Origin of the sequence: Paenibacillus sp. M2, from assembly GCF_046713495.1 — a bacterium.
Classification (GTDB): Bacteria; Bacillota; Bacilli; order Paenibacillales; family Paenibacillaceae; genus Paenibacillus; species Paenibacillus amylolyticus_B.
The window spans coordinates 4,773,055-4,793,719 of sequence record NZ_CP169648.1 but is presented as its reverse complement, the minus strand read 5'-3'; the positions used below and the strand labels follow the sequence as shown (position 1 = coordinate 4,793,719).

The window sequence follows — 20,665 nt, the reverse complement described above, 5'->3', positions numbered from 1 at the left end:
TTTCGTTTTTTGGATCGTTTAAAAGTAAAGTTTGGAGTGATAATCAAATGGCTGAACGTATGAAATGGATCGAGGTCATTATGCCGCAATTGGCGGAATCGCTGGTCTCGGCTACCATAGGCAAATGGTTGAAAAAACCGGGCGACCGTGTGGAACAGTACGAGCCGATCTGTGAAGTAATCACGGATAAAGTAAATGCCGAGATTCCATCCACTGTGGATGGAATTATGGGTGACCTTTTGGTGGAAGAGGGCACAACGATTGCTGTTGGTGAAGCAATCTGCCGCATGCAGGTCGCAGCTTCTGACGAAGAAGCGGCTGAGCAAGTAACACAAGTATCGCAGCAACAGGACCAAGTGCAGCAACATGCTAGCCACACTCCTGTTGCCGCCTCAAATACAGCAGCACCTGATCCCAACCAGCCGATGCGTAATCGGTATTCCCCGGCAGTGCAATCCTTGGCAGCAGAGCATGGCTTGAACTTGCAAAGCATCCAAGGCACTGGAGCCGGTGGTCGTATTACCCGCAAAGATGTGCTGGCATTTGTTGCACAGGGAGGTAACGCGGCTGGATCGTCTGCACAAGCATCATCTGCAGCAGCACAGCATACACCTTCTGGTGTGCCGTCTGCTTCTCCATTCAGCGGAGTGAATCGTGGAAATGGAGAAATGGGTTTAACCGCTGGAGAAGCGATCTCAGCGTCCGATGCAGGTGTTCCTGTGAGACATTCAGGCATTCATCTAACCGAAAGCCCGAAAATTCCACAGATCGAAGTGGAAGGTGGCGGCCAGGGAAGATCGGAGTATTTCATCGATGTTACCCCTGTGCGTAATGCCATTGCCCGGAATATGCGTCAAAGCGTATCGGAAATCCCGCATGCATGGACAATGATTGAAGTGGACGTTACCAATCTTGTGATGCTGCGCAATAAACTCAAGGATGAGTTCAAGCGTAAGGAAGGTATCAATCTGACATATCTGTCCTTCATGATGAAGGGAGTCGTTAACGCGATTAAAGACTATCCAATCATGAACTCGGTATGGGCAGTGGACAAAATTATCGTCAAACGGGACATTAACCTGTCCATGGCGGTAGGAACCGAAGATTCCGTACTTACACCCGTAATCAAACATGCCGATCAGCGAAATATTGCAGGTCTGGCCCGTGAAGTGGATGAACTGGCTCGCAAAACACGTGAAGGTACGTTGAAGCTGGACCATATGCAGGGAGGTACGTTCACGGTAAACAACACAGGTTCATTTGGTTCGATTCTGTCCCAGCCGATCATTAACTATCCACAGGCAGCAATTCTTACATTCGAGTCGATTGTCAAGAAACCAGTGGTTATTAATGATATGATCGCTGTTCGTTCGATGGCTAACCTGTGTCTGTCGCTGGATCACCGAATCCTGGATGGCGTAATCAGCGGACGTTTCTTGCAACGTGTCAAAGAAAACCTTGAAGGATATACCATGGAGACCAAGGTGTATTAAGTAAATAGTTGTCGGGAAAGTGTATGTGCCGGAGGCCGTGCACTTTTCCTGCTGTCTACGGACAGGTGCTCAATTGTACACTGAACCTGAAGCAGAAGGGTGTGGGGAATCATGAGCAAGCCGCTGGATGTTGCATACATACCAATGCTTGATTATGAAGAGGCTTGGAACCGGCAGAAAGCGATTGTGCAGCGATTGGACGAGGGCGAGGGAGCGGAGCAGATGCTGCTTTTACAACACCCGCCTACGTATACGATCGGCTCACAAAATCATCCGGAGCATCTGCTTCTCAGTCCGGAGGAGTTGCGTGAGCAAGGGATTTCTTTGTTTCAAATTGACCGCGGCGGTGATATTACTTATCATGGCCCGGGTCAGTTGGTAGGTTACCCGTTATTGATTCTTGGTCGGGATGAAGACCTGGATCTGCACGGCTATTTACGGAAACTTGAGCAGGTACTTATGGATTATCTCGCAGACCAGGGCATCGAAGCAGGACGCAAAGAGGGTTACACGGGTGTGTGGATTGGCGATATGAAGATTGCTGCAATCGGCATCAAGTTTAATCGTTGCAAACACCGCCGCGGTTTTGTGACCAGTCACGGGTTTGCTTTTAACATCAGCTCAGGCATTCAACATGCAGGGTTTCAGGGGATTGTTCCTTGTGGGATTGAGCAGTATGGCGTTACCTCACTCGAGGATATAACGGGCAAGTCTTATTCGGTGGAGCAGGTAGCGCAGGAGATTGTTCCGTACTTTAATCGTATTTTTCCATATCAAATTAATTGGGTCACGGAAAAAGAAGCCCTTCAACGTCTGTAAACAGACCGTCGAAAGGCTTTAGGTTGCTATCCGAACAGCAACGGTTCGAGAGCTATGAAAAGGGTGGACCCGATCATGGCGATCAGCATGAGATAGATGATGATTTTGAACCATTTCTTTTTTTGCATGATGAGAGAACTCCTTTCAACATAAAGTAAACAAGCCATAGTAATTGTATTGTACCGTATCCACGAGAGGGAGGAAAGTCCTATGATTAAACAACAACGTGTTATCGATCAGTTCATGGAACTGGTGCAGATTGATAGTGAAACGAAAAATGAACAGAACATCTCGAAAGTGTTAAAAGAACAGTTTACAGATCTCGGTCTTCATGTCTATGAGGATGATACCATGGAGCAAACCGGACATGGCGCCGGAAACCTCGTCATCACCTGGGAAGCCGAAGGAACTGATGGGGTTGCACCGATTTTTTTCACATGTCATATGGACACCGTGACGCCGGGACAGGGAATCAATCCTGAACTGGGTGAAGATGGCTGGATTCGCAGTGATGGAACAACGATCCTGGGAGCAGATGACAAAGCAGGGATTGCGGCATTGTTCGAAGCGATTCGTGTGATCCAGGAAAACAAGATTCCACATGGTAAAATTCAATTTGTCATTACGGTCGGCGAAGAGTCTGGCCTGGTGGGCGCACGTGCCATGAATCCGGAGGATATCGATGCCGAGTTCGGTTATGCGCTGGATTCCAATGGAGCTGTAGGCACGATCTGTGTTGCTGCACCAGCCAGAGCTGAAATTCAAATGAGCATCTATGGTAAGTCTGCCCATGCGGGCGTGAATCCGGAAGACGGGATCAGCGCCATTCAGGTAGCAGCCAAAGCAATTGCAGCGATGACACTGGGCAGAATTGATGATGAGACGACAGCGAACATTGGTAAATTCCAGGGTGGATCAGCACTCAACGTGGTATGTGACTTTGTACAACTTGAAGCGGAAGCTCGCAGTATTGTGCAGGAGAAAGTTGAATTGCAGGTTGCACAGATGCGTGACGCGCTCGAAACAACATGTCGCAAATACGGTGCTACAGCTGAATTCAGAAGTGAGATCCTCTACCCTGCATTTGGCTTCCATGATGAACACGAAGTTGTACAACTTGCACAGCGTGCCATCCGCAGTATTGGACTGGAGACAAGTACGTTTGCTTCCGGTGGTGGCAGTGATGCCAATATCTTTAACGGATTCAACATTCCGACAGTGAATCTGGCGGTAGGGTATGAGGATATTCATACAACCAAAGAACGTATTCGTGCCGAAGATATTGTGAAGTTGTCTCAGGTGGTCGTGGCTATTATTCAGGAAACGGCAGCAGACAAGAAATAATATTGAGCACATGTTCCTAACTTGTTGTTACAGAAAAGTCCGAACCCGGTCTATACGGATTCGGACTTTTTGCGAATTCATGTTATATTTCAAGGAAGAAGACTCGTTAATTTAAGGTCAAAAGGAAGCAAAATCATGTTTCGATTCGTTTATTTACGTCCAGCAAGCAGATCGACTAACTTGGCATCCGGGCCCCACTCGCGCAACCATTGTTTGAGTATGAGCTGTACTTGCCGGGCTTGTCCTACCACGTGTACGGATTTAGGCGTCAAATAACTGTTCATCAAAATTCCCCCTGATTTGTTTATATTTACTGTGAGAGTTCTATACGCTCACCATATGCCCCAAATCAGAGATTTATACATTAAGCGAATATATAAATTGAGCTAATCCTTTACACAAGAACGAAGAGGACAGAAATAACCAAGAGAAGCGGAGCGTTCGCCAAAAAGCTTTCTGAAGGAAAGCTGCATCGTAAGCATAAGCTATCACCAAATTTTATCTATTAGAGAAAGAAATCAAAAAATCTGGGGATAACAGCGATCGAAGGGTTGTTCTGTCATCGGAGTGGTTAGTGTAAATATTTTTTAGTCCATTTATATATAATCCAACGATATGGAGTTGAAGAACAAATGAAACCAAACCAATCTGCTCAATCCATCCACGCGGCACAACCTGCCAATCCAAAACTAGATGAAGTGACCGTATCCACCAAGCCAATCTTCGAGGGCAAAGTGATTTCACTTCAAGTCGATACCGTTAAACTGCCAAACGGCCAGACGGCTACACGTGAGATAATCCGACACCCTGGAGCGGTAGCTGTCCTTGCTCTGAATGGGGATCGCATGCTTGTTGTGGATCAGTATCGTCAGGCAATGGGACGTACCGAAGTAGAGATTCCTGCGGGGAAACTGGACCCGGGTGAAGAATCAGAGGTTGCAGCAGCACGTGAATTGCGAGAAGAGACGGGATATGTGGCCAAGACGCTACGTCATTTGCGGTCGTTCTATACTTCACCGGGGTTCGCAGATGAAATCATTCATCTCTACATCGCAGAAGAGCTTGAAGCAGGGGACATGGCGCTGGACGAAGATGAATTCCTTGAAGTATCCGAGATCACACTGGAGGAAGCTTACGCTCTAATGGACGAGAACCGGATTAGTGATGCCAAAACGATGATGGCTGTGTACGCGTGGGACCTCTACAGAACGACAGGACGGTTCTAGAGATGAATGACCAACTGGAAACGTCTACGATGTGGGAGCCCTGTTATACAGACCTGCATATTCACATTGGACGAACCTCTCGCGGTGAGGCCGTAAAAATCAGCGGCAGTCGGGATCTGACATTTGAGAATATCGCTCGGGAAGCATCGGATCGCAAAGGAATTCATTTGCTTGGTGTTATTGATTGTCATTCTCCGGTTGTACAGATGGATATTGAACAATTGCTGGAGAGTGGTACCATGTCCGAGATTGAGGGAGGCGGCATTGCCTACCAGGACACCACCATTCTGCTGGGTACAGAGATTGAGCTGCGCGAGCCTGATATGCGTGAGTTCCATATGCTGGCGTACTTCCGTGATCTGAAAACGATGAAGTCCTTCACGGACTGGATGAAACGTTATATGAAAAATGTGAATCTCAGTTCTCAGCGTGTCTACGTGCCCGTTCTAGAGATGCAAGCCGAGATTAAGGCACGTGGTGGGCTTATTGTGCCTGCACATGTATTTACACCGCACAAAGGCATCTATGGCAGTACATCGCCCCGTATGGGCGATGTGCTGGATACTAGTCTCGTGGATGCGGTAGAGCTGGGGTTAAGCTCGGACTCATCCATGGCCAGTTATATTCGGGAGTTGGATCATGTACCGTTTCTGACCAATTCGGATGCTCATTCACTCGGTAAGATTGGACGGGAGTATAACGAACTGCAAGTTGCTGCCCCTTCATTTGATGAATTCCGTATGGCACTTCAAGGAGAAGCTGGCAGGAAAATTGCGGCCAATTATGGACTGAATCCAAGGCTGGGCAAATACCACCGTACCTACTGTGCAGCATGTGGCAGCATTATGGACGAGCAAGCGATGTCAGCAGAGCGCTGTCCTCACTGTGGCAGTCTGAAGCTGGTGCAGGGGGTGCTGGATCGCATCCTGGCGATCTCTGATCGGGAGAGTCCTCATGTTCCTGCAAACAGACCAGCCTATCATTATCAGGTACCACTGGAGTTCATCCCCGGACTTGGCAAAGCCAAACTGCGCCAGCTACTGGACCATTTTGGTACGGAAATGAACGTACTTCATCGCACCAGTGAGGAAGAACTTGCTGCGGTTGTTGGACCTGTGCTTGCAGGCCTGATTGTGGCTGCACGGAACGGACAACTGGAGCTGTCCTCCGGAGGTGGCGGCACGTACGGAAAGGTTGCTGTTCAGGTGAAATCTACGGAGTGACCCCGTGGAAATATTCTGTAGTTCAACTCATATAGCTTTCGCTTTACAGAGGTCCAATCTGGACAAGAAGTCATACAGGTGCATTCCGGTTCATAAGAATGACTATGAGGATGTAACTGAGAATCCTTGCAGCATGATACCGGAAAGGGGACTCGTACCTGTATGCGCACTTCCTACTTTACATTTAAAGGTCAGACTTCGTTATATGTATTCGTGGCTGTCTTGTTTCTGGTTGGCGTCATTTTTGGCGCGCTCATGGTCAACGCATTGTCTCTTGAGCAACGTCAGGATCTGGAGGGTTATCTCGGCAATTTCTTCATGACCGTGCAGCACAGTGCACAGGTGACAGAGACCGGGGCATATTGGGACATTGCCATGCTTCATCTGAAATGGGTAGGTCTGATCTTTATTCTGGGTTTATCCGTCGTTGGACTACCCGGTATACTGGTTCTGGATTTTTTGAAAGGTGTGCTCATTGGATTCACAGTAGGGTACCTTGTTGGACAGTATTCCTGGAAAGGGCTGCTGTTTGCACTGGTGTCCGTGGCACCGCATAATTTGTTCGTCATTCCGATCCTTCTGGTCTGCAGTGTGGCGGCGATGACGTTCTCGTTATACATCATTCGCAATCGTGTTTTGATGCAGCGAACACCTGGTCGACAAAGGCCTTTTGCTTCATATATAGTGTTAACTTTGGTTATGGCTGCATTGCTGCTCGGCGTAGCGTCTTTTGAAACATGGGTTACACCTGCGATGATGCGTTGGGTCACGCCAATGCTACTGCCGGCCTAACGTGTACCGTATAGTGTAAAATGTTGACTTTAATTACGCACTCCCCCTATAATGAAAAGAGTGGGTTAAGTTGCAGTGTGCAGTGATTTCCTAGGGGGAGGGAGAAAATGGAAGCACGGATTGATAAAATTAAGCAGCAACTACAGTCCCAAGGATATAAATTAACGCCCCAACGGGAAGCCACCTTAAGAGTACTTCTTGAGAATGAAGAAGATCATCTGAGCGCAGAAGACGTATTCATGCTCGTTAAAGAAAAGGCTCCCGAAATCGGTCTGGCAACCGTGTACCGTACCCTCGAACTGCTGAGTGAGCTGCATGTTGTAGAGAAAATCAACTTCGGCGACGGTGTAGCGCGTTATGATCTGCGCGGAGATACATCCAAGCATCACCATCATCACTTAATCTGTGTTCAATGCGGAAGTATGGATGAAATACGTGAAGACTGGCTTGGACCGCTTGAAGAGCGTTTGGAGCGGGAATTCAACTTTTCGGTAGTAGATCACCGACTGGACTTTCATGGAATTTGTTATCGTTGCAAAGCTAAAAATGAACAGAAACCCAAAGATGAAGAATAACATAGCATATCTTCAAGCTCTCACCGGCGGTTTTGACGGGAGAGCTTTTTTGGCACCGGACATGATCTGGAGTTTCCCCCGAATGGCATAAACCTCTGTTTATGGACATACCCTGATTCAAGGACAATACCGGATTCGAATCAGGAGGGGACGCGCCCATGATTATATCAGTGCGGAGAGGGCTCCGTTTTATTCGATTTATCATAGTTTTTGCCGCATTAGTTTATCTGTTCTATCATGTTCTGGATCTGTTTAATGGCTGGATCTCACCTGTGGATCAGTATCAGATGCCACCTGGCAATGCAATCAAAGTATTTCAGGAAACGGATTGGCCGGGTAATGGAGAAGGACGTCCTACGATGGCAGAGCGTCTCCGTTTGTTCTATTGGTACGGGGAGTAGCTTCAAACAGCCAGGGATGCAAATACGGGAGCAGTCTGCCAGAGTGGCAGATCTGTCAGTTGAGGAGCGTTGTACATGAAACAGACGATACATGCCTATGCCTTATACTTGGAAGATGATAAAGGGATGTCCAGCAGCACGCTTGAATCGTATCTCCGAGACGTGGACAAGTTCATTGAATTTGCAGATAAGGAATATGGCATACGCGAAGCCAATCAGGTCAGACGCACACATGTCGTCCTGTTTGCGGGTCAGCTCAAACAGGCAGGACGTGCCAATGCAACCATTGCCCGCAGCATCGTATCTCTGCGCTCCTACTTTCATTTTTTGATGCGGCGGGGTGATATTATACAGGACCCTACGTTTGATGTGGAAGCTCCCAAGGCGGACAAGACGCCACCACAGGTGTTAAGTATCCAGGAGATCGAACAACTGCTGACAGCGCCTGATATTCGTTCACCGCAGGGTGTAAGAGATCGAGCCATGCTTGAACTATTATATGCTACAGGCATTAGGGTCTCGGAACTGATTGCCCTTGACATTCGGGATGTTCAGCCTGGCATGCGCTTTATACGATGCGGTGGGGCGGGCAAGGAACGTATCCTTCCCATCGGTGCACCAGCAGCACATTGGGCAAGTGTATATGTGGAGGAATTCCGCAATAAGTTGCTCAAAACCGATTCGGACGAGCAGGCACTATTCGTGAATGTATCTGGCAGACGTTTAACCCGACAGGGCTTCTGGAAGCTGCTCAAAAAAGCGGCGGTGGATGCGGGAATCTCGGAAGAAATTACGCCGCATACGCTGCGTCATTCCTTTGCGGCACACCTGATTGCCAATGGGGCGGATACACGTGCGGTTCAAGACATGCTGGGTCACGTGGAGCAGCCTGGACAACAATATGGCAATCATGGTCGCAAAACCATGAAAGAAATCTATGAAACCCATCATCCGAGGGCAAGATAGATTTTGACGCATGGCATTCACAAATAAATGCGGAACATTGGGCCGATTTAGGATAAAATAAAATGAATACATCCAAACGCCGTTATACATAAGACGGATCGTTTCAACTCAAGGAGGAACATAAATCGCATGACAGCATTAAACCAACAAATGATTTCGGAAGCAGCATCTTATATTCAAAGCAAAAGCTCCATCAAGCCGGAAGTCGGTTTGATTTTGGGTTCGGGTCTTGGCGTACTGGCAGAACTGATTGAAGATGGCGTAAGTATCGCTTATCAGGATATTCCGCATTTTCCAGTGTCCACAGTAGAAGGACATGAAGGTGAACTATTGGTCGGAACCATTAAAGGTCGTCCAGTCGTGATGATGAAAGGCCGTTTCCACATGTACGAAGGATATGGTCCGGAATTGACAGCTTTCCCGGTACGGGTAATGAAAGAATTGGGTGTAAGTAGCCTGCTTGTAACCAATGCTGCAGGCGGTGTGAATACGTCGTATGAAGCTGGCGACTTGATGCTGATCTCTGATCACTTAAATCTCACAGGCAAAAATCCACTGATCGGACCAAATGACGCTGCACTGGGCGTGCGTTTCCCGGATCTGTCCGAAGCATATAGCCGCCGTTTGCGTGCGCTGGCGAAGGATACGGCCGCTTCACAAGGTTTTAACGTACGTGAAGGGGTATACGCAGGTATGCTTGGTCCAAACTACGAGACACCGGCAGAGATCAGAATGCTGCGTACATTGGGCGCAGACGCAGTGGGCATGTCCACTGTATCTGAAGTGATCGTGGCACGCCACGCAGGCCTGGAAGTGCTAGGTATTTCCTGTATCAGCAACATGGCTGCCGGAATTCTGGACCAGCCGCTGTCACATGATGAGGTGATGGAAACGACAGAGCGTGTTCGTGAGTCGTTCCTAGCGTTGGTATTGGCTGTTATTCCACAAATGTAAGCAAGATTTGAGTAAAAAAGGTTACCTCTTCGAATGAGAAATCACCGGGGGTAACCTTTTTTTTTGTTGTTGTTGAACGTACGCTTACTCATTCGTTAAGTGCAGTGCGTTTTTTCGCTTTGATCACATTTTCAATAAAAGTTCGGGAAATCATGCTTTACATGGAATAATTTACTGGAAACGGGCCGACAATGATTAGCAGTACATGCATGGCACATGCAGTAAGCAAGTCATTTGAGGAGGTAACCTTGTGAAGAAAAGAATAATGGCATCGTTCATGACCCTTTGTATCCTGCTGTCCCTTATGGCATCAACGGCATTAGCTGAAGAAAAACCGAAGGCAGCGGGAGGAACTGATCTGGCCCCGTCGGCACGCTCTGCGATCTTAATGGATGCGGACACGGGAACCGTCATATATGAGAAAAACAGTCATGATCAGCTGCCTCCGGCGAGCATTACAAAAATTATGACCATGCTGCTTACAATTGAAGCGATCGACTCGGGTAAGCTGAAGCTGACGGACAAAGTGAGAACGAGTGAATATGCCGCTTCCATGGGCGGTTCTCAGATCTTCCTGGAGCCTGGGGAAGAGATGACAGTCGATGACATGTTAAAAGGGATCGCGATGGCTTCAGGCAATGATGCCTCGGTGGCTATGGCCGAGAAGATTGCTGGCTCGGAGGAAGCCTTTGTGCAGCTAATGAATGAGCGTGCGAAGGCGCTTGGCATGAAGGATACTCATTTTGCCAACTGTAACGGTCTGCCGGTCGATAATCATTATTCTTCCGCCCACGACATTGCCGTCATGAGCCGTGAACTGCTGAAACATTCCGGAATTACGAAGTACACCGGTGCATATCAGGATTACCTTCGCAAAGATACGGAAAAGCCATTCTGGCTGGTAAACACGAACAAGCTAGTTCGCTTTTATCAAGGGGCAGACGGTTTGAAAACAGGTTACACATCCGAAGCGAAATTCTGTTTGTCTGCAACAGCATCCAAGGATGGACTGCGTGTCGTTTCCGTGGTACTCGGTGAACCAAATACCAAAACACGGAATAGCGAAGTGTCTTCGATGTTTGACTATGCTTTTAGTCAATATACGATGAAGGCGCTCTACAAGGCAGGGGATCTGCTGGGTAGTCTGAAAATTGAAAAAGGTGAAGTTGCCGAGTTGCCGCTGAATGCCACACAAAATTATAGTGTGCTGATGCGCAAAGGAGCCAAATCCAATGATATCCGGCATGAATTACTGGTTGCCAAAGAATTGAAAGCTCCGATCAAGGCTGGGCAAAGCATAGGTAAACTGGTGGTGTATCAGGGCAATGACGTCATTAAGGAATTCGACATTCAGGCTCCACAGGACGTGAATAAAGCTGGCTGGTGGAAGCTGTTTAAGCGGACAACGTCTACCCTGTTTGATTAAAAGGCGAATTACGCGAGTTGTTCGCATCCTTCGAACATATTTTGTAGTTAAATAGGGGTTTTCTTCTAGTTTTGTCGTGGGGCAGGAAAAGCCTTTGGATACGTAGAAATCCTTGTTCAAGACAGGGAGGAGAGTGGGCAAACGTGAACTTGCATGTGGAAATGGAACACCATCGCGGGATTCTGATTGTACGATTATCCGGGGAGCTGGATCACCATACAGCTGACATGGTACGGATGCAGATGGATGAAGCCATCCAGCGGAGACAAAGCGAGCATCTCGTACTCAGCCTGAAAGATCTGCAATTTATGGACAGTTCGGGTCTGGGTGTCATTTTGGGAAGATACAAGCTCATTAAGAATAAAGGTGGCAAGATGGTGGTCTGTGACGTCAATTCGCCAGTGTACCGTTTGCTGGAAATGTCGGGTCTGTTCAAGATTATGCCGATATACGAAAATGAGGGAACTGCTCTCTCAGGTCTGGAGGTCGTCTCATGAATGAAGGAACAGGGACAAATTTCATGAATCTGCAATTCGCGGCCAAGTCAGAGAATGAGTCGTTTGCACGGGTAACCGTTGCTGCGTTTATCTCTCAGCTTGATCCAACGATGGACGAGCTCAGTGATCTGAAGACGGTCATTTCGGAAGCCGTGACCAATAGCATCATCCACGGATACAACAACAACTCCGAGGGTGTGGTATCTATCCAGGCCGAGATTCGGGAAGACATGATCACAATTATTGTGGAAGACCGCGGTGAAGGAATTGAAGATCTTGAACTGGCCAAGCAGCCGTTATATACGTCCAAACCCGAACTTGAGCGGTCGGGCATGGGCTTCACCATTATGGAAAACTTTATGGATGAATTCGAAGTCAGCAGTGAGCCCGGCAGAGGCACCTCCATCAAGATGAAAAAAAGGATTGAATCCAAGAAAGCATTGTATAATTAGGGGTTGGTGTTCTTATGGATGCTGAAGTGAAACCATCTTCACAGACCTATTTGGACGATGCCGAGGTCAAACGGCTGATTGCGCTCAGTCAGTCGGGTGACCATGTCTCACGGGATACGCTGGTGAACTGCAACATCAGACTCGTCTGGTCCGTCGTACAGCGTTTTATGAACAGGGGATATGATCCGGAAGATCTGTTCCAGATTGGTTGTATCGGTCTGCTCAAGTCAGTGGACAAATTTGATCTCAGTTATGACGTGAAGTTCTCAACCTACGCGGTACCGATGATCATCGGAGAAATCCAGCGATTTCTGCGGGATGACGGTACCCTGAAGGTCAGTCGTTCACTGAAAGAGATGGCGAATAAAGTCCGCAAAAAAAGGGACGAACTGTCCAAACATCTGGATCGTTTACCAACGATTAAGGAAGTTGCCGCAGAGCTGGGGGTAACCCCCGAGGAAGTGGTATTTGCCCAGGAAGCGAACAAACCACCGACCTCCATCCATGAGACGGTATTTGAGAATGATGGTGATCCCATTACGTTAATGGATCAGATTGCCGACGAGTCTCAGGAACGTTGGTTTGACAAGCTGGCGCTGAACGAAGCCATCGGTGGTCTCAGTGAGCGGGAGCGGTTAATCGTTTATCTTCGGTATTACCGGGATCAGACCCAGTCCGAGGTTGCCAGCAGGCTGGGAATATCTCAGGTGCAGGTATCACGTCTGGAGAAAAAAATACTGCAATCCATCCGCGACCAGATCGCGCAGTGATTTCGTGGATTGCAACAACAATATTAGTGCATATACACCAATATACGACAACTAACAACCTTCTATCGCGCATTATGGCGAGGGAGGTTATTTGTTGTTAGAAAAACTTTATCCCTTCCTGCCCACTCCCCAGCATATCTATTACAATCATTTGGAAACGGGAGGACGATGGGCAGCGGAGGGATGGAATCGGTCAAAAGGATCGAAGCGTGAGGGCTTGCCTAATGATGCAAAAGCAACGCAGGCGGCAGATTAGACCTGAAGAAGCGAAGCGTTCGCCTTTGTCTCCAAATTTCTAACACTGAGAAATCAATCAAAAGAATTTGGAGACAACAGCGATCAGAAGGTTGGTCTGCCGTCGGAGTGTCTGCGTGTATCCTCCCCCCCCCCGAGCAACAGCGACCAATGACCGATCCATCCCGCAGCGCCACCACCCACCTCCCGATCTTTTTCCAACCCGTTTGTAATAAATTTGCACATTCTTCAAATACTAACCTAAATTACGCAGTAAAGGAGTGCTTTGGATGTCCCAGACACCCACTCCAATGGTCTATATTCGTCTACGCAGCCGTATTCGCATCCAGAGGGGCAGAGCAGTCAAGCTTGGAGATATTGCACATGTACTGACTTCTTCTGAAGACCAGGAGGGCAGGCTACTGGAGCTTGAACTGCTGCGCCCTGGACCGGAGGATGGCAATCTGATCCTCATTGATATATTGCAGATTATTCCCCAAATTCGGCACATCTTGCCGGAGGTAAGTGTGGAACTGATGGGATCAGGTCATACGTTGGTTGAAGTCATTGCGGGAAATGGTCAACCTTCCAAGTCCCTGTTCATTCTGGTTTGGCTGCTGCTTTTCTTTGGATCAGCCTTAACCATTATGAATTTTCATGCCGATGTGAACATGCAGGAAGTACAGATTCGAATTGTGGAGATGCTGACTGGGCATCGGGACGAACATCCCTATCTGTTTCAAGTGGCGTATTCCATTGGCATTGGATTCGGAATGGCAGTATTTTTTAATCATTTGTTCAAGAAAAAGTGGAATGAGGAACCTACCCCGCTTGAAGTGGAGATGTTCCTATACCAACAAAATGTAGATAAATATGTGGTGATTGAAGAAAGCGAACGGATGCACGAGCAGGAACGCAGGGAGATGAATGCGGATGAGCGTTCTTAATGGAGCAATCAGCATTGTATTGGGTATTGCAGGGGGAATTGCCGTAGGAAGCGGCGTAATTGCGCTCATTCTGGTGCTTGATATGATTCCCAGGTTGGCTCAACTTACGCAATCGTATGACAAGACTCACTGGTACGAAGGGGCGCTAATAGGTGGTTCACTGGTCGGGACGGTGGCGGACTTCTGGCACTGGAAAATGCATGGGGTACTGCTGCTCAGCCCGATTGTTGGTTTGTTCTGTGGCGTGTTCATCGGTCTGCTGGCCGCGGCGCTCACTGAGGTACTCAATGTACTGCCCGTACTAGCCAAACGATTGGGCATGAAACCTTATTTGTTTGGATTACTGCTCGCCATGATTTTGGGTAAAATGACAGGTTCCCTGTTTGATTTCTTTATATATCAACGGTAACTCGTGGCCATAGGAGGATGGAAGATGGATGAACGAACAGAGCACGCAGGCCAGGAAAATAGTGAAGGTATAACGGAAGAGATGTTACACAAGTCTGCTTATGAGATTCAGAAGGAAGAAGAGGAGAAAGCGTACAATAAGAAAAAACAAAATGAGATGTCCGACAGCATTGAGGAATCCGTACAATATTGGCAGGAAAACGATGATATCTCCCCACGCATGAGTGAAAATAAAAACACGCTCAAGCAAGTTCTCGGACTTGGGGAATCCTTTGACGTGGATATGAGAGAGATGGTGCTGGGTGGCAAACATGTGGGATTGCTTCTTTTAACGGGTTTCGCCAAAGATGAGATCCTACTGGAAGTATTAAAAAGGTTAACATACCTTACGCCTGATCAGGTATCCGAGCACGCACTAAAATCTTATTTCGACTCATACATTCCCCATATACAGGTGGAAAAAGTCGAGAAGATGAGTGCGGTCATCAACAAGGTTCTTACGGGTATGAGTGCATTGTTCGTTGAAGGGGATCGCTCGGTCCTGATTATGGATACCCGGAGTTACCCGGTACGTTCACCCGAAGAACCTTCATTGGAGAGGGTAGTCCGAGGTTCCAGAGACGGCTTTACCGAAACGCTCCTGACCAACGTAACATTAGTGCGTCGCAGAATACGCGACCCTGGACTAAAGTTTGAGATTATGCAGGTGGGGCGGAGAACACAAACGGACGTCTGCGTGGTGTACATTGATGATATTGTGGATAAAGTGCAGGTGGACTCAGTCCGTGAGAAAATTCAGCGGGTCGATATCGATGGTATTCCCGCCGCCGATAAACAACTGGAGGAAGCGATTATCAACAAAGGTTGGAATCCGTTCCCACTCGTCCGTTATTCGGAACGACCCGATGTTACAGCTGCTCATTTGCTGGAAGGACGAGTCGTCATTTTCGTAGATACATCCCCCAGTGTAATGATTCTGCCTACGACCTTCTTCGACCTGTGTGAACATGCGGAGGAGAACAGACAGACGGCACTGATGGGAACGTATCTACGTTGGGTGCGTTTTGCAGGGATTCTTATTTCACTGTTTCTGCTACCACTATGGCTTCTCATGGTTATTGAACCTTCGATTAAACCGATGGGACTCGACTTTATTGGTCCACAGGAAAATGTAAAGCTGCCGCTAATTCTACAGTTCCTCCTAATCGAACTTGGTGTCGATTTATTACGGATGGCAGCGGTTCATACGCCTACACCTCTCGCATCGGCCATGGGCCTGATCGCGGCAATTCTGGTCGGGGATATCGCCGTGAAAACAGGATATTTTGTAAATGAGGTTGTACTCTATATGGCGATCGCAGCCATCGGAATGTTTGCCACCCCGAGTTACGAGCTTGGACTTGCCAATAGGCTGGTCAGGTTGTTTCTGCTCATTGCAGTAGCGATATTCAAGGTTCCTGGATTGGTCGTGGGCAGTACACTGCTCATATTGGCACTCACCGTTCACCGATCGTACAATTCTTCGTATCTCTGGCCTTTTATACCGTTTAATGCAAAGGCCCTGGGCAACTTTCTATTCCGGCTACCCCTGCTGGAAAATAAAAAACGTCCATCATTTAACAAGACCCGTGATAACACCAAAATGTCCGATGATCCGGACGGTGAACTGCGAAAAAGTAAAAAACACAAATGATCTTCCGAAAAATCCATTCATCTCGCTGCCTAATTTGATATACTGGTGTAAAATCATTGGAATAGCAACTGTTCCAGTATACAAAAAAGTGAGGAATGCAGATTATGTATTTACATGGTACAAGTAAAATAAATGCGCAAGGGCATCTGGAGATTGGCGGAGTGGATGCAACAGATCTGAAAGAACAATTCGGAACTCCGCTGTACGTTGTGGACGAGCAATTGGTTCGCGAGCGTTGCAGAGAGTACATGGAAGCATTCCGTGCTTCCGGATTGGGCTTCCAAGTGGCATACGCAAGTAAAGCATTCTGTGTAATGGCGATGTGTGCACTTGCAGCTGAAGAAGGACTTTCTCTGGATGTTGTATCTGATGGTGAACTGTTTACTGCACTGCAAGCAGGATTCCCGGCTGAGCGCATTCACTTCCACGGTAACAACAAAACGCTGGAAGAGATTGAAATGGCTCTTGATGCAGAGATTGGATGCTTTGTTGTTGATAACTTCAATGAATTGCATCTGTTGCAGGCTGTAGCAGCGGACAAAAATCGTAAAGTAAACATTTTGCTTCGTGTGACGCCTGGTATTGAGGCCCATACGCATGAATATATTTCCACAGGTCAAACGGATTCCAAATTTGGATTCGATATCGGCAATGGTACAGCATTTGAAGCGATTGATTTGGCTTCCAAGCAGTCTAACCTGGTATTGCTCGGTGTGCATTCCCACATCGGTTCCCAGATCTTCGAAGTTGAAGGCTTCCAGATGGCTGTTCAACGTGTTGCTGAATTTGCAGCAAGTGTATATGAGCGTCTTAATGTTGCTTTCAAAGTGGTTAACCTTGGTGGTGGATTCGGAATCCGTTATATCGATGGAGATACGCCACTTGAAGTTGCACAATATGTGAAGGCTATTACAGATGCCGTTAAAAATCATTTTGCTCAAATCGGCTATGCCGTACCTGAGATCTGGGTTGAACCAGGCCGCAGCATTGTGGGTGAAGCGGGAACAACGCTGTATACCGTTGGAACAAGCAAAGACATTCCAGGCGTGCGTAAATACGTTGCCGTTGATGGTGGTATGACCGATAACCCGCGTCCTGCTTTGTATGAATCCAAGTACGAAGCTGTGTTAGCCAACCGTGCGAATGAGGCTGCTCAGGAAACGGTATCTGTTGCGGGTAAATGCTGCGAGAGTGGCGATATGTTGATCTGGGATCTGGACCTGCCAAAAGTGGAAAGTGGCGACCTGCTCGCTGTAGCTTGCACAGGCGCGTATAACTACTCCATGGCGAGCAACTACAACCGGATTCGTCGTCCGGCCGTTGTATTTGTCAAAGACGGTCAAGGAGATGTCGTGGTACGCCGTGAGACGTATCAGGATATCATCCAGAATGACCTGGTACCAGCACGCATTGGAAAACAACCAGTTACTCGCTGATTCGTCAAAAGATAATGCGATTCTGCATTATTCAAGATATAGCAATCTTAAAGTTGAAGCAGATGAAAAGGGAACTTCCTTTTTTGTCTGCTTTTTGCGTATTTGAGCTAAATCATGAAAAAAGTTGCCGTTTTTTTTGCGATCCAGACATTTTCGGTGTACACTAAGAAAAGTGCTGTAATGCTTGACCCAGGGTCATGCGTTCTGGCACCATTAACGATGGTCAATACGAAAGGAGTCATTTACATATGGCGAAACAAGCGAAAATTAAATTGGCAAACGGCGGAGAAGTTCTGATCGATCTGTTCGATCAAGAAGCTCCAAACACAGTAGCAAACTTTGAGAAACTGGCTAACTCCGGTTTCTACAATGGTCTTACATTCCACCGCGTGATCCCGGGCTTTGTAGCTCAAGGCGGATGCCCTAACGGTAGTGTAATTGGGTAGGTAATGCACCACTATATTCTGCTTTATTCAACATAGTATTTAAAAATGGCCTTCCTTTCGTTAAAAAAGTGAACGTAGATAAGAGGGATGTCGGATGACTGAACTTATGATACGTGATCTTATCTATAAAATAACTGAAATAATTGCATTGAAGATAGATGATGAGATACAATCTAATAGTGACTCTGATTTAACAAATGGGCTTTTAAAAGCGAAGCACATAATAGAAGAATTCAAAAAGGAAGTGGATAGCAAATGAAAAAAGGTACAATTGAACTTGAAAACGGTGGAGTAGTACACATCGATTTCCTACCAGAAGAAGCTCCAAACACAGTAGCAAACTTTGAGAAACTGGCTAATTCCGGTTTCTACAATGGATTGTCGTTTCATCGTGTAATTCCCGGTTTTGTTGCGCAAGGTGGTTGTCCTACAGGAAATGGAACCGGAGGTCCCGGCTACACAATTAACTGTGAAGTAAGCACTAACACAACTAAGCATGCTAAAGGCGTTCTTTCTATGGCTCACGCTGGTAGAAATACTGGAGGAAGTCAGTTCTTCATTTGTTACGCTCCTCAGCCGCACCTTGACGGTCAGCATACAGTATTCGGTAAAGTAACTAAGGGCATGGAGTTTATCGATGCTGTTTCACAAGGGGACAAAATGAAAGAAGTTAAAGTTTGGGAAGAATAGAATAAAAAATGAAAAAAATACCCCTCAAGAGAATAATATCTCAAGAGGGGTTAAGTTTTACCTATATTTGTTATTTATCTTTGTTTGAGTGCAAAATTGCCTGATCTATCACAATTTCAATAAGTTGACGTTCAGAAACCGTTGGCACGACTGCGTTTTTTGAGAGTAAATCGTCAATAATTCTTAATGAAATTGCCCTTTTATCAACATTGTCTTCCATGTGCTCATTTACATAATCAACAACTCTATCTGCAATATCTAGTGCAAATGTAGCTTTATTTTTATCTAATTTATCTGTCTTAACTACATCTAGTACAAGTCGAGTAACCAACAGCATTTGCTTCATGCCATCTGCCTTATCCTTCGTAATCCATCCTTTTTTCTTAGCAAACGGAATGACAATTAACCCTCCTACAACAGCAGCAAGGATGATTGCAATGACATATAAGTTATCCATTTATCTAAACCCCTTTATGTATAATTACTTACTAACTGTGATTCCATTTTCTTTTCGATACTGAGTTACAAGAATTCTCCAGAAATCATAACTGCATTTGCTGTCTGAAATATGTGGCTTGTAGTACGCATATGCTTCTTTGGCCCAAGTTGGACATTCCATATTAGCCTTGATTTTTTCAGCCTTAATCCAATCTGCTTGCTGTTGCATTGTTTTCTCAAGATTAGCCACTTGTAACTTTTCTGCTTCGGTCATAGGTTCATCATCCTTTGGTTTTGTAATTGGAGTTGCATTCGAAATCCCATTTCTTAAACGTTCTAATTCTGCTTTTACTTGAGGGATAAAGTTCTTATTTGCAGCAGCAACGGTGTTACCATCACCGAAATATGCTGTACCCGGACACGATTTTGAAGACTTGCCCGGTGTATAATCTCCTAACCGTGTACCACTGGCAGAGAACCATGCGTGATATACAATCTTATCTGTATTAACAGGCACATAAAACTTCTCACACAAAGCAGCGTACAAATGAATTACAGCTTTACGTTGAACAGTGGTCATAGTGTCTACGCCTTTATCAAAGCAGCCTATAATCTCAATACCTACATATCCAGCATTGTTATTGTAGATACAAGCAGGAGTCATGTTTAAATCACGATCCAATGAAATGCCCGCTTTCCCATCCTCGAAAAGTGTAATGTGCTGACCTGTGGCTTTCCACTTATTCGTATTAATATGATAACTACGCATTCCCTCTAAACACACAAAATGATCCTGTTGTGCGATTTCATTAACCATTTTACGAGTAGTATAGTTGGGGGCACCTGTATGATGTACTTGTAAGCCTTTGATCCTACGTGTTACCTTTTGCTTCTGTAACCATGGACGAAACTCGTCAATATCAAGTAGAAGGAAGTTGCCTTTTTGAATCATCTAATCACTCCTTTTTTTTGTTATCTTTTGTTGCAGTGTCATCGCCACTTTTATCCTTCAGAATAGAAATTGCCTTTTTAATTTGTGATGGAACAGGAAGCCCACATCGAGCCCAATTTTCTGTGAGACTTAACAATTCATTTGCAATATAAAAGTATGTAGCTCCCACGGCTAAACTCAAGGTTCCGTTCAATCCGAGTATTGCATCGATCTTGTACATTACAAAAATAACTGTAAACATTAAAGCTTTTTTAGCTATGCCTAAAGAACCCTTGTTGGAGTTAAGGCCCTTATCTTTTTGATCAGGATATTTATGTCCTTCAATTGCTGAAGCAGTAAGCCCAGTGATGAAATCCAAAATCGTTAAAATCGCAAGAGTCTCCAGAAGATTACTCCAACCTCCAAACATATATGATGTTACACTTCCAACCACCCCCACAATAAAGTTTAAAAATTTGTCTGACACATTGTTTTCCTTCTCTC

At 46.4% G+C, this 20,665-nt stretch carries 26 protein-coding genes and 1 pseudogene; 22 read left to right on the top strand and 5 right to left on the bottom strand.

The features are described 5' to 3' along the window. Nucleotides 1–47: 47 nt before the first annotated feature. Both ACETMN_RS22205 and lipB read left to right on the top strand, forming a co-directional pair. Nucleotides 48–1,493: a dihydrolipoamide acetyltransferase family protein gene (locus ACETMN_RS22205; protein WP_091018107.1), complete on the top strand. Its 1,446-nt coding sequence runs from the start codon at nucleotides 48–50 to the stop codon at nucleotides 1,491–1,493. A 111-nt stretch (nucleotides 1,494–1,604) separates the two neighbouring features. Continuing rightward, nucleotides 1,605–2,312, top strand: coding sequence for a lipoyl(octanoyl) transferase LipB (gene lipB / locus ACETMN_RS22200; RefSeq protein WP_091018106.1), 708 nt, complete (start codon nucleotides 1,605–1,607; stop codon nucleotides 2,310–2,312). Nucleotides 2,313–2,338: 26 nt separating this feature from the next. Here lipB and prli42 read toward each other — a convergent pair whose 3' ends face one another. Continuing rightward, nucleotides 2,339–2,440 (bottom strand): stressosome-associated protein Prli42, encoded by a 102-nt coding sequence (prli42, locus tag ACETMN_RS22195; protein WP_017687624.1) that lies wholly within the window; start codon nucleotides 2,438–2,440, stop codon nucleotides 2,339–2,341. Between the two features lie 82 nt (nucleotides 2,441–2,522). On the opposite strand from prli42, the gene ACETMN_RS22190 reads away from it, so the two are divergent. Further along, entirely contained in the window at nucleotides 2,523–3,656 is a 1,134-nt protein-coding gene (locus ACETMN_RS22190) for a M20/M25/M40 family metallo-hydrolase (protein WP_091018105.1), read from the top strand. A gap of 149 nt (nucleotides 3,657–3,805) precedes the next feature. On the opposite strand, the gene ACETMN_RS22185 is transcribed toward ACETMN_RS22190, so the two are convergent. After that, on the bottom strand, nucleotides 3,806–3,940 hold the full coding sequence (locus tag ACETMN_RS22185) for a Z-ring formation inhibitor MciZ (protein ID WP_091018103.1): 135 nt from the start codon (nucleotides 3,938–3,940) through the stop codon (nucleotides 3,806–3,808). A gap of 348 nt (nucleotides 3,941–4,288) precedes the next feature. Here ACETMN_RS22185 and ACETMN_RS22180 point away from each other — a divergent pair, with 348 nt between their 5' ends. From ACETMN_RS22180 to ACETMN_RS22090, 19 genes and pseudogenes are all read left to right on the top strand, one after another. Then, nucleotides 4,289–4,882, top strand: a complete 594-nt coding sequence (locus ACETMN_RS22180) for an NUDIX domain-containing protein (protein ID WP_091018101.1) — start codon at nucleotides 4,289–4,291, stop codon at nucleotides 4,880–4,882. Between the two features lie 2 nt (nucleotides 4,883–4,884). After that, complete coding sequence (locus ACETMN_RS22175) at nucleotides 4,885–6,105, top strand: endonuclease Q family protein (protein WP_091018099.1); 1,221 nt, start codon at nucleotides 4,885–4,887, stop codon at nucleotides 6,103–6,105. 162 nt (nucleotides 6,106–6,267) lie between these two features. After that, nucleotides 6,268–6,897, top strand: a complete 630-nt coding sequence (gene spoIIM, locus ACETMN_RS22170; RefSeq protein ID WP_091018098.1) for a stage II sporulation protein M — start codon at nucleotides 6,268–6,270, stop codon at nucleotides 6,895–6,897. A gap of 107 nt (nucleotides 6,898–7,004) precedes the next feature. Then, the gene (locus tag ACETMN_RS22165) at nucleotides 7,005–7,472 is read left to right on the top strand and encodes a Fur family transcriptional regulator (RefSeq protein WP_036607866.1); all 468 of its coding nucleotides are present in this window, start codon (nucleotides 7,005–7,007) and stop codon (nucleotides 7,470–7,472) included. A 158-nt stretch (nucleotides 7,473–7,630) separates the two neighbouring features. Beyond that, entirely contained in the window at nucleotides 7,631–7,873 is a 243-nt protein-coding gene (locus tag ACETMN_RS22160; protein WP_091018096.1) for a DUF4227 family protein, read from the top strand. 75 nt (nucleotides 7,874–7,948) lie between these two features. Then, nucleotides 7,949–8,839, top strand: coding sequence for a tyrosine recombinase (locus tag ACETMN_RS22155; protein ID WP_091018094.1), 891 nt, complete (start codon nucleotides 7,949–7,951; stop codon nucleotides 8,837–8,839). Nucleotides 8,840–8,968: 129 nt separating this feature from the next. Further along, nucleotides 8,969–9,793: a purine-nucleoside phosphorylase gene (locus ACETMN_RS22150; RefSeq protein WP_091018093.1), complete on the top strand. Its 825-nt coding sequence runs from the start codon at nucleotides 8,969–8,971 to the stop codon at nucleotides 9,791–9,793. Nucleotides 9,794–10,043: 250 nt separating this feature from the next. Beyond that, nucleotides 10,044–11,219: a D-alanyl-D-alanine carboxypeptidase family protein gene (locus ACETMN_RS22145; RefSeq protein WP_411735151.1), complete on the top strand. Its 1,176-nt coding sequence runs from the start codon at nucleotides 10,044–10,046 to the stop codon at nucleotides 11,217–11,219. 143 nt (nucleotides 11,220–11,362) lie between these two features. Continuing rightward, nucleotides 11,363–11,716: an anti-sigma F factor antagonist gene (gene spoIIAA, locus ACETMN_RS22140; protein WP_017687636.1), complete on the top strand. Its 354-nt coding sequence runs from the start codon at nucleotides 11,363–11,365 to the stop codon at nucleotides 11,714–11,716. Further along, the gene (gene spoIIAB, locus ACETMN_RS22135; RefSeq protein WP_036672324.1) at nucleotides 11,713–12,168 is read left to right on the top strand and encodes an anti-sigma F factor; all 456 of its coding nucleotides are present in this window, start codon (nucleotides 11,713–11,715) and stop codon (nucleotides 12,166–12,168) included. Before spoIIAA ends, spoIIAB begins: the two co-directional genes overlap by 4 nt. A gap of 14 nt (nucleotides 12,169–12,182) precedes the next feature. Next, entirely contained in the window at nucleotides 12,183–12,938 is a 756-nt protein-coding gene (sigF, locus tag ACETMN_RS22130) for an RNA polymerase sporulation sigma factor SigF (protein ID WP_036607856.1), read from the top strand. Nucleotides 12,939–13,032: 94 nt separating this feature from the next. Further along, nucleotides 13,033–13,194 carry a hypothetical protein gene (locus ACETMN_RS22125; RefSeq protein ID WP_179198578.1) on the top strand — a complete coding sequence of 54 codons (162 nt, stop codon included), beginning with the start codon at nucleotides 13,033–13,035 and terminating at the stop codon, nucleotides 13,192–13,194. 268 nt (nucleotides 13,195–13,462) lie between these two features. Then, nucleotides 13,463–14,119 (top strand): stage V sporulation protein AA, encoded by a 657-nt coding sequence (locus ACETMN_RS22120; protein ID WP_091018089.1) that lies wholly within the window; start codon nucleotides 13,463–13,465, stop codon nucleotides 14,117–14,119. Further along, entirely contained in the window at nucleotides 14,100–14,528 is a 429-nt protein-coding gene (locus tag ACETMN_RS22115; RefSeq protein WP_179198576.1) for a stage V sporulation protein AB, read from the top strand. Before ACETMN_RS22120 ends, ACETMN_RS22115 begins: the two co-directional genes overlap by 20 nt. A gap of 24 nt (nucleotides 14,529–14,552) precedes the next feature. After that, the gene (locus ACETMN_RS22110) at nucleotides 14,553–16,220 is read left to right on the top strand and encodes a spore germination protein (protein ID WP_091018086.1); all 1,668 of its coding nucleotides are present in this window, start codon (nucleotides 14,553–14,555) and stop codon (nucleotides 16,218–16,220) included. A 104-nt stretch (nucleotides 16,221–16,324) separates the two neighbouring features. Then, a complete protein-coding gene (gene lysA / locus ACETMN_RS22105) occupies nucleotides 16,325–17,656 on the top strand; it encodes a diaminopimelate decarboxylase (RefSeq protein WP_091018084.1) in 1,332 nt (443 codons plus the stop codon). 248 nt (nucleotides 17,657–17,904) lie between these two features. Continuing rightward, nucleotides 17,905–18,099 (top strand): annotated as a pseudogene (locus ACETMN_RS22100) (peptidylprolyl isomerase); the annotation flags it as partial. A gap of 97 nt (nucleotides 18,100–18,196) precedes the next feature. Continuing rightward, nucleotides 18,197–18,361, top strand: coding sequence for a hypothetical protein (locus ACETMN_RS22095; RefSeq protein ID WP_411735150.1), 165 nt, complete (start codon nucleotides 18,197–18,199; stop codon nucleotides 18,359–18,361). Continuing rightward, a complete protein-coding gene (locus ACETMN_RS22090; protein WP_411735149.1) occupies nucleotides 18,358–18,792 on the top strand; it encodes a peptidylprolyl isomerase in 435 nt (144 codons plus the stop codon). The genes ACETMN_RS22095 and ACETMN_RS22090 overlap by 4 nt, the downstream gene beginning before the upstream one ends. A 70-nt stretch (nucleotides 18,793–18,862) precedes the next feature. Here the strand turns inward: ACETMN_RS22090 and ACETMN_RS22085 are convergent, their stop codons facing one another. The 3 genes from ACETMN_RS22085 to ACETMN_RS22075 are packed head-to-tail and all read right to left on the bottom strand — an operon-like array spanning nucleotide 18,863 to nucleotide 20,648. After that, nucleotides 18,863–19,249, bottom strand: a complete 387-nt coding sequence (locus ACETMN_RS22085; RefSeq protein WP_411735148.1) for a hypothetical protein — start codon at nucleotides 19,247–19,249, stop codon at nucleotides 18,863–18,865. A 24-nt stretch (nucleotides 19,250–19,273) separates the two neighbouring features. Further along, nucleotides 19,274–20,182, bottom strand: coding sequence for an N-acetylmuramoyl-L-alanine amidase (locus ACETMN_RS22080; RefSeq protein ID WP_411735147.1), 909 nt, complete (start codon nucleotides 20,180–20,182; stop codon nucleotides 19,274–19,276). Nucleotides 20,183–20,186: 4 nt separating this feature from the next. Then, entirely contained in the window at nucleotides 20,187–20,648 is a 462-nt protein-coding gene (locus ACETMN_RS22075) for a holin family protein (protein WP_411735146.1), read from the bottom strand. Nucleotides 20,649–20,665: the final 17 nt, after the last annotated feature.

Bases quoted from the DNA above. Each gene is read 5' to 3' on its own strand.
- ACETMN_RS22205 (WP_091018107.1), top strand. From the start codon at position 48: ATGGCTGAACGTATGAAATGGATCGAGGTCATTATGCCGCAATTGGCG.
- lipB (WP_091018106.1), top strand. From the start codon at position 1,605: ATGAGCAAGCCGCTGGATGTTGCATACATACCAATGCTTGATTATGAA.
- prli42 (WP_017687624.1), bottom strand. From the start codon at position 2,440: ATGCAAAAAAAGAAATGGTTCAAAATCATCATCTATCTCATGCTGATC.
- ACETMN_RS22190 (WP_091018105.1), top strand. From the start codon at position 2,523: ATGATTAAACAACAACGTGTTATCGATCAGTTCATGGAACTGGTGCAG.
- ACETMN_RS22185 (WP_091018103.1), bottom strand. From the start codon at position 3,940: ATGAACAGTTATTTGACGCCTAAATCCGTACACGTGGTAGGACAAGCC.
- ACETMN_RS22180 (WP_091018101.1), top strand. From the start codon at position 4,289: ATGAAACCAAACCAATCTGCTCAATCCATCCACGCGGCACAACCTGCC.
- ACETMN_RS22175 (WP_091018099.1), top strand. From the start codon at position 4,885: ATGAATGACCAACTGGAAACGTCTACGATGTGGGAGCCCTGTTATACA.
- spoIIM (WP_091018098.1), top strand. From the start codon at position 6,268: ATGCGCACTTCCTACTTTACATTTAAAGGTCAGACTTCGTTATATGTA.
- ACETMN_RS22165 (WP_036607866.1), top strand. From the start codon at position 7,005: ATGGAAGCACGGATTGATAAAATTAAGCAGCAACTACAGTCCCAAGGA.
- ACETMN_RS22160 (WP_091018096.1), top strand. From the start codon at position 7,631: ATGATTATATCAGTGCGGAGAGGGCTCCGTTTTATTCGATTTATCATA.
- ACETMN_RS22155 (WP_091018094.1), top strand. From the start codon at position 7,949: ATGAAACAGACGATACATGCCTATGCCTTATACTTGGAAGATGATAAA.
- ACETMN_RS22150 (WP_091018093.1), top strand. From the start codon at position 8,969: ATGACAGCATTAAACCAACAAATGATTTCGGAAGCAGCATCTTATATT.
- spoIIAB (WP_036672324.1), top strand. From the start codon at position 11,713: ATGAATGAAGGAACAGGGACAAATTTCATGAATCTGCAATTCGCGGCC.
- sigF (WP_036607856.1), top strand. From the start codon at position 12,183: ATGGATGCTGAAGTGAAACCATCTTCACAGACCTATTTGGACGATGCC.
- ACETMN_RS22120 (WP_091018089.1), top strand. From the start codon at position 13,463: ATGTCCCAGACACCCACTCCAATGGTCTATATTCGTCTACGCAGCCGT.
- ACETMN_RS22115 (WP_179198576.1), top strand. From the start codon at position 14,100: ATGCGGATGAGCGTTCTTAATGGAGCAATCAGCATTGTATTGGGTATT.
- ACETMN_RS22110 (WP_091018086.1), top strand. From the start codon at position 14,553: ATGGATGAACGAACAGAGCACGCAGGCCAGGAAAATAGTGAAGGTATA.
- lysA (WP_091018084.1), top strand. From the start codon at position 16,325: ATGTATTTACATGGTACAAGTAAAATAAATGCGCAAGGGCATCTGGAG.
- ACETMN_RS22095 (WP_411735150.1), top strand. From the start codon at position 18,197: ATGACTGAACTTATGATACGTGATCTTATCTATAAAATAACTGAAATA.
- ACETMN_RS22090 (WP_411735149.1), top strand. From the start codon at position 18,358: ATGAAAAAAGGTACAATTGAACTTGAAAACGGTGGAGTAGTACACATC.
- ACETMN_RS22085 (WP_411735148.1), bottom strand. From the start codon at position 19,249: ATGGATAACTTATATGTCATTGCAATCATCCTTGCTGCTGTTGTAGGA.
- ACETMN_RS22080 (WP_411735147.1), bottom strand. From the start codon at position 20,182: ATGATTCAAAAAGGCAACTTCCTTCTACTTGATATTGACGAGTTTCGT.